At 27.9% G+C, this 7008-nt stretch carries 8 protein-coding genes and 3 tRNA genes; 10 read left to right on the forward strand and 1 reads right to left on the reverse strand.

Translation table 11 applies throughout. The features are described 5' to 3' along the window. Positions 1 to 55 precede the first annotated feature (55 nt). From Q7K47_09435 to Q7K47_09455, 5 genes are read left to right on the forward strand one after another with little or no spacing between them, the layout of a single operon-like run. The gene (locus Q7K47_09435; GenBank protein ID MDP0507421.1) at positions 56 to 1369 is read left to right on the forward strand and encodes a thymidine phosphorylase; all 1314 of its coding nucleotides are present in this window, start codon (positions 56 to 58) and stop codon (positions 1367 to 1369) included. Between the two features lie 44 nt (positions 1370 to 1413). Continuing rightward, a complete protein-coding gene (gene deoC, locus Q7K47_09440) occupies positions 1414 to 2058 on the forward strand; it encodes a deoxyribose-phosphate aldolase (protein ID MDP0507422.1) in 645 nt (214 codons plus the stop codon). Position 2059: 1 nt separating this feature from the next. Continuing rightward, positions 2060 to 3220: a phosphopentomutase gene (locus tag Q7K47_09445; protein MDP0507423.1), complete on the forward strand. Its 1161-nt coding sequence runs from the start codon at positions 2060 to 2062 to the stop codon at positions 3218 to 3220. Between the two features lie 11 nt (positions 3221 to 3231). Next, complete coding sequence (cdd, locus tag Q7K47_09450) at positions 3232 to 3624, forward strand: cytidine deaminase (protein MDP0507424.1); 393 nt, start codon at positions 3232 to 3234, stop codon at positions 3622 to 3624. A 19-nt stretch (positions 3625 to 3643) separates the two neighbouring features. Continuing rightward, positions 3644 to 4549, forward strand: coding sequence for an arginine deiminase-related protein (locus Q7K47_09455; protein MDP0507425.1), 906 nt, complete (start codon positions 3644 to 3646; stop codon positions 4547 to 4549). Positions 4550 to 4551: 2 nt separating this feature from the next. Here Q7K47_09455 and Q7K47_09460 read toward each other — a convergent pair whose 3' ends face one another. Then, a complete protein-coding gene (locus Q7K47_09460) occupies positions 4552 to 5442 on the reverse strand; it encodes a DMT family transporter (GenBank protein ID MDP0507426.1) in 891 nt (296 codons plus the stop codon). A gap of 170 nt (positions 5443 to 5612) precedes the next feature. Between Q7K47_09460 and Q7K47_09465 the strand changes: the two genes are divergently transcribed. The 5 genes from Q7K47_09465 to Q7K47_09485 all read left to right on the forward strand — a co-directional run. Continuing rightward, positions 5613 to 6440: a radical SAM protein gene (locus tag Q7K47_09465; GenBank protein ID MDP0507427.1), complete on the forward strand. Its 828-nt coding sequence runs from the start codon at positions 5613 to 5615 to the stop codon at positions 6438 to 6440. Positions 6441 to 6512: 72 nt separating this feature from the next. After that, positions 6513 to 6588 (forward strand) — tRNA-Thr (locus Q7K47_09470). Between the two features lie 8 nt (positions 6589 to 6596). After that, positions 6597 to 6671 (forward strand) — tRNA-Glu (locus tag Q7K47_09475). An 18-nt stretch (positions 6672 to 6689) separates the two neighbouring features. Next, positions 6690 to 6774, forward strand: a tRNA-Tyr gene (locus Q7K47_09480). A gap of 125 nt (positions 6775 to 6899) precedes the next feature. Then, on the forward strand, positions 6900 to 7008 hold a 109-nt coding region (locus Q7K47_09485), incomplete at its 3' end, for a GTP-binding protein (GenBank protein MDP0507428.1).

Consider the following 7008-nt stretch of genomic DNA (forward strand, 5'->3'; position numbering starts at 1 on the left):
TGTAATATAATTATATCATAAGATGAAAATAAAAGATAAAATAGAGGAGGAAATTATGAGAGCAGTAGATATAATACAAGACAAAAGAGATGGTAAAATTCTTTCTAAAGAGGAAATTAGTTTTCTTTTAGATGGTTATTTAAAAGGTGAAATTCCTGATTATCAAATGTCATCTTTTTTAATGGCAGTATATTTTAAAGGGATGTCTAAAGAAGAATTGAAAGTGTTTACGGAAAAAATGGTGAATAGTGGAGAAATAATAAAATTTGAAGGAGTGAATAAATTTTTAATAGATAAACATTCTACTGGTGGAGTTGGAGATAAAACAACAATTGCTTTAGCTGGTTTGTTTGCTAGTTTTGATATAGGGACTGCTAAACTTTCTGGTAGAGGGCTTGGACATACAGGAGGAACAATAGATAAATTTGAATCAATAGAAGGATTTACTTTTCCTCAAACAAAGGAAGAATTAATATGTATGACAAATACAACAGGAACTGGAGTAATGGGAGCTTCAAGTAAAATAGTTCCACTTGATAAAAAAATATATGCGTTAAGGGATGTTACAGCTACAGTTCAGAGTATACCATTAATTGCAAGTTCAATAATGAGTAAAAAACTTGCAGTTCATGCAGATGGTTTAATTTTGGATGTTAAAGTTGGTTCAGGAGCTTTTATGAAAAATATTGAAGAAGCAAGAAAATTAGCAAAATCTATGTTGGATATAGGGGAAAGTTTTGGAAGAAAAGTAGCAGCAATATTAACTAATATGGATGAACCTCTAGGATTAGCAGTAGGAAATTCAAATGAAGTAATAGAAGCAATAGAAACTTTAAAAGGAAAAGGACCTGAAGATTTTACAGAACTTGTAGAGACTCTAACAGCAATGGCTCTAATGATAAAGGGTGATGTTAAAGATTTAGAAACAGGTAAATTAAAAGTTAAAGAAGTTATAGAGTCAGGGAAGGCAATTAAATATTTAAAAGATTTTATAAAATATGCAGGAGGAAATCCTGATTTGACAGATGATTATTCTTTATTACCTTTAGCTAAAAATGAATTTTTAGTTAAAGCTGATTGTAATGGTTGGGTAAAGGGAATAGAAGCAGAAAAAGTAGGAAAAGCGGGAATGGTTTTAGGAGCAGGAAGAGCAACAAAAGAAGATATTATAGATCATTCAGTAGGTGTTATTCTTAATAAAAAAACAGGAGATAAAGTTAAAATAGGAGATGTTATAGCTAAACTGCAATATAATGATAATAAAAACTTAGATTCATCTATTAATTTTATAAAGGAAGCTTTTGAAATTTCAAAAGAAAAAGCTATACCTAAAAAAGTAATATTTGAAATTCATACTGTAAATATATAGATAAAAAATAAAAAAAAGAATATACTAATAAGGAGAAATAAAAAATGAAAATAAATAAATATATCGATCATACACTTTTAAAGGCTGTAGCAACATCAGAAGATATTGAGAAATTATGTGAGGAAGCTAAAGAATATAACTTTGCTTCAGTGTGTGTAAATAGTTGTTATGTAAAAACATGTTTTGAAATATTAAAGGGTACAGATGTTAAGGTTTGTGCAGTTATTGGATTTCCTTTGGGAGCAATGTCAACAGCAAGCAAAATTTTTGAAGCTAAGGATTGTATAAAAAATGGAGCTAAAGAAGTAGATATGGTTATAAATGTGGGGATGCTAAAAGCCAAAAAATATAACTATATTGAAGAAGAAATACGAAAAATAAAAGAAGCTGTAGGAGAAAATATATTAAAAGTAATAATTGAAACTTGTTATTTAACAGATGCTGAAAAAATTAAAGTTTGCGAACTTTCAATGAAGGCTCATGCTGATTTTGTAAAGACTTCAACAGGATTTGGAACAGGAGGTGCAACTTTTGAAGATGTAGCTTTAATGAAAAAAGTAGTTGGAAATATTTGTAAAGTTAAGGCTTCTGGTGGAGTAAGAGATTTAAAAACAGCATTAAAATATATTGAAATAGGAGCAGAAAGACTTGGAACGAGTTCAGGAATTAAACTTATGAAAGGAGAGTAATATGGATTCTATAAAAAGAGTGATATTAATAGTACTGGATAGTGCTGGTGTAGGTGAATTACCAGATGCTGAATTATTTGGAGATGTGGGATCGAATACTTTTGGACATATAGGAGAAATAACAGGAGGACTAGATTTACCTAACATGCAAAAATTAGGGTTAGGAAATATTATTGAGATAAAAGGTGTTCCTAAAGAAAAAAAACCTACAGGATTATATGGGAAAGCTAAAGAGTTAGCAAAAGGAAAAGATACAACAACAGGTCACTGGGAAATAGCTGGACTTGTAACAAAGACTCCATTTCCTACTTATCCTAATGGATTTCCAAAAGATACAATAGAAGAATTTGAAAAAAGAACAGGAAGAAAAATATTATGTAACTTACCATATTCAGGAACAGAAGTAATAAATGATTATGGAGATGAAGCAGTTAAAAATAAAAACTTTATAGTTTATACAAGTGCAGATCCAGTTTTTCAAATAGCAGCTCATGAAAAACACATTTCATTAGATGAATTGTATGAAGCTTGCAAAGTTGCATTAGAAATATGTAATGAAAAATCTCCAGTAGCTAGAGTTATAGCAAGACCGTTTATAGGAAAAAATGGGGATTATACGAGAACATCTAATAGACATGACTTTTCGGTTCTTCCTTCTGGGAAAACTCTTTTAGACGAATTAAAAGAAAATAAGTTAGATGTTATTAGTATAGGGAAAATAAGTGATATTTTTGCAGGTCAAGGAATAACTAAAAATAAAGGAAGTAATAAAGATAATTTAGATGGAATTTTAAAAACAATAGCTGCTATAGAAGAAGATACCAAGGGTCTAATTTTTACTAATTTAGTTGATTTTGATGCTAAGTACGGACATAGAAGAAATGCCTTTGGATATAAAGAAGCTTTAGAAGAATTTGATAATTATCTTCCTAAAATAATTTCAAAAATGAAGGATTCAGATTTATTAATTATAACAGCAGATCATGGCTGTGATCCTACATTTAAAGGAACAGATCATACAAGAGAATATATACCTATTTTAGCCTATTCAAAAAATATAAAAAGTGGTAATATAGGTATAAGAGAAAGCTTTTCGGATATAGCTGCAACAATAAAAAAAATATTATTAGAAAAAGAAGAAAAAAATAGTTTTATAAAATAAAGGGGGAATATATGAATGAAGATCAGATATTATCTTATATTGATGAAGCTATAAAAGTAAGATCCAAAGCTTACGCAAAGTATTCTAATTTTAAGGTAGGGGCTATACTTATAGATAATAAAGATAATATGTACAAAGGGGTTAATGTTGAAAATAGCTCCTATGGATTGTCAAATTGTGCAGAGAGAAGTGCTATATTTTCTGCAGTTTCAGGTGGAATGAAAAATATAAAAGTTCTTTGTGTTGTAGGGGATACATCGAATCCAATATCTCCTTGTGGAGCATGTAGACAAGTTATAAAAGAATTTTCAAATGATGAAACAGTTATTATTCTTTCTAATTTAAAAAAAGAATATAAAGTATATAATATTGAAGAATTGCTTCCTTATGGTTTTAAATTATAAAATGAAATGAGGGAAAAAGATGTCTAGGCAAATAACTAATAGAGTTTTTATGGTGAAACCAATAAAATTTGATTATAACAAAGAAACAGCTAAAGATAATATTTATCAAAAAAATAATAATTTAAAGAAAGAAGAGATTCAAAAAAGAGCATTAAAAGAATTTGAATTATTAGTGGATAAATTAAAAAAAAATGGAGTAGAAGTAAATGTTTTTAAGGATACGCTTTTACCTGAAACTCCAGATAGTATATTTCCAAATAATTGGTTTAGTTCTCATGAAGATTCGATTGCTTTTTATCCTATGTATGCTAAAAATAGAAGAGAAGAATTGAAAAAATTTAAAGAATCCTTATTAGGATTAGTTGATTTAGAAAAAATAAAAAAAATAGATTTAAGTTTTAAAAGTTTTGAAAATAAATTTTTAGAAGGGACAGGAAGTTTAGTTTTAGATAGAAAATTTAAGAAAGCATATTGTTGTATTTCTAAAAGATCGAACAAAAAATTATTTCTAAGAACTTGTAAAAAATTAGGCTATAAACCAGTATGTTTTAAAGCTTATCAACAAGGGAGTCCTATTTATCATACGAATGTTTTAATGAGTATAGGTGAAAAAATAGCATTAGTTTGTCTTGAAGCTATAAAGAGTTCTAAAGAGAGAGAAAAAGTAAAAAAAGAATTATTAAGTTCTGGGAAAGAGATTATAGAAATTTCCTTAAATCAAGTTTTAAAATATTTAGGAAATATTTTGGAACTTCAAGGAGAAAATGGAAATTTTATAATTTTATCTGAAACTGCATATAATTCTTTAACAGTAAAACAAAAACAGACTATATTGAAATTCACAAGAATAGTTACCTCTAATGTAGAAACTATTGAGCATTTTGGAGGGGGTTCTGTTAGGTGTATGATAGGAGAACTTTTTTAAGATTAAAAAAAGAAAATAGATATTCCTATAATAGAAATTAGAGCACCTAAAATTTCATATTTTTTAATTTTTTCTTTAAAAAATATTATTGAAATAGGAATTATTAATATTGGACTAGTGGATGAAATAGTAGAGGCTACAGATGCGTTTGAATGTTTAAAAGCTTCAACTAAAGCAGCGATTCCAAATATAGATGTAAAAGTACCACAACATATAAAAAACATATTTCTAGTATTTTTTAAGGCTGAGATTAATTCTTGGCCTTTTTTTTGAGCTAAAATTAAAATACCAAATCCTAAAATTGCAGCAATAAGTCTGATTTGAGTTGTTGCTAGTGAGTCATAGGATGTAGAACCTAGTTTAGTTAAAATAACTCCTAGAGACTGTCCTAAAGTGGCTAAAAAAGCGTATAATAAACCTGTAGGAGAAAAATTAAAAGTGATTTTATTTTCAGAGTTGTTTGGTCTTAAAATGACGATAGCTACTCCTAAACAAGTTATAAATATCGCGGTTAATTGTAATGAGGATAAATGAACTCCTAGAAAGATAAAATCTATTAAAGCAACAATAATAGGAGATAAAGTCATAATCAGCATAGTTATTCTAGCTCCAATTTTTTTGAAAGCTTTAAAAAGAAAAAAATCTCCAAGAAACATTCCAATAAAACCAGAAAGCAAAAGAAGTCCTAAGTCATTTGAAGGGACATCGATAGGGAAAAAAAGATGGCGTTTTGTAAAAAGACAAACTATACCAAGCATAAAAGTTCCGATACAAACTCTTAAAAAATTAGCTATTTGGGGGTGTATTTTTCTGGCAATATTTTCAAATATTAAAGATGATGTAGTCCAACTTAGTGCTGTGAATAAAGCTAAAAATTCTCCTAAAAAATTCATAGATCCTCCTATTTAAAATTAAATAATTAAAGAGTATAATATCTTAAAATAAATTAAAAGTCAAGGAGATTTAAAATTGTAATAATACAATTTTTATAATTTGTGAGATTTTTTTTAACAAAGTGGTATATAATTTATCTAAAGATTAAGAATTAAAAGAGGTGATTATTATGTATAAATATTTATTTGGTCCAGTGCCTTCAAGAAGATTAGGGAGATCTTTAGGGATAGATATAGTTAATCCTAAAACTTGTAACATGAATTGTATATTTTGTGAATGTGGAATAACTAAAGAATTAATAAAAGAAAGAAAAAGTTATATAGATTTAGAGGAAATGAAAAAAGAATTTTTACATGCTTTAGATACAGTAGAATTTGATTGTGTAACATTATCAGGAAGTGGTGAACCAACTTTAAATAAAGATTTAGGAGAAATAATAAATTGGTTAAAAAAAGTAACTGATAAAAAAGTAGTCTTAATTACAAATTCTGGTTTACTAATGAAAAAAGAAGTTAGAAATCAATTGAAAAATTTAGATATTATATTGCCTACAATAAATAGTGTTTGCAATTCTACATTTAAAAAGATTAATAGAGCTTATGAAGATTTAAGTATTGATGATATAAAAAATGGGTTAAAATCTTTAGGGGAAGAATTTAATGGAGAAATTTTATTAGAAACATTTATTATAGAAGGAATAAATGATACAAAAAAAGAATTGGATGGATTAGCTAATTTTTTGAAATCAATAAGATATACTAAAATTCAACTAAATACATTAGATAGAATAGGAGCTGAAGAGTGGGTAAAACCATCTTCAAAAGAAAGATTAGAAATAATAAAAAAATATTTAGAATTAAAGAATGTTAAAAATATAGAAATTATAGGAAAATTTAAAACAGAAGATAAAATAGAAAAAAATGAAAACCTTTTAAAAAACATGAAATCTAAAAGGAAGTACAGTGAAGAGGAATTGAAAAATATATTTATAAAATAAAAAAATAAAAATATAATAAAAAAAATGTTGACAAAAAATAGGAAATAGATTATAATCATTCTTGTGTGTGATGCCGCTTTAGCTCATCTGGTAGAGCAACTGACTTGTAATCAGTAGGTGACTGGTTCGATTCCGGTAAGCGGCACCATTATTTTTGCCCCGTTCGTTCAACGGTTAGGACATCAGATTTTCACTCTGGAGACAGGGGTTCGATTCCCCTACGGGGTACCATTACAATTTAATAATGTCGGTGAGGTTCCCGAGTGGTCAAAGGGAGCAGACTGTAAATCTGCCAGCTCAGCTTTCGAAGGTTCAAATCCTTCCCTCACCACCACTTAAAAACTACACTGTCAAAAAAAATAGGAAAGTGTGGCTTTTTTTTTAAATATAGGGTAAAATAAGAATACAGTGTAAAATATAAAATTAGAAAATTAATAAAAATTTAGGAGGACAAAAAAAATGGCAAAAGAAAAATTTGACAGAAGTAAACCCCATGTAAACATTGGTACAATAGGACACGTTGACCACGGAAAAACAACTACAACAGCAGCTATCTCTAAGGTATTAG

Source organism: Fusobacterium sp. JB019, from assembly GCA_030673965.1.
GTDB lineage: Bacteria > Fusobacteriota > Fusobacteriia > Fusobacteriales > Fusobacteriaceae > Fusobacterium_B.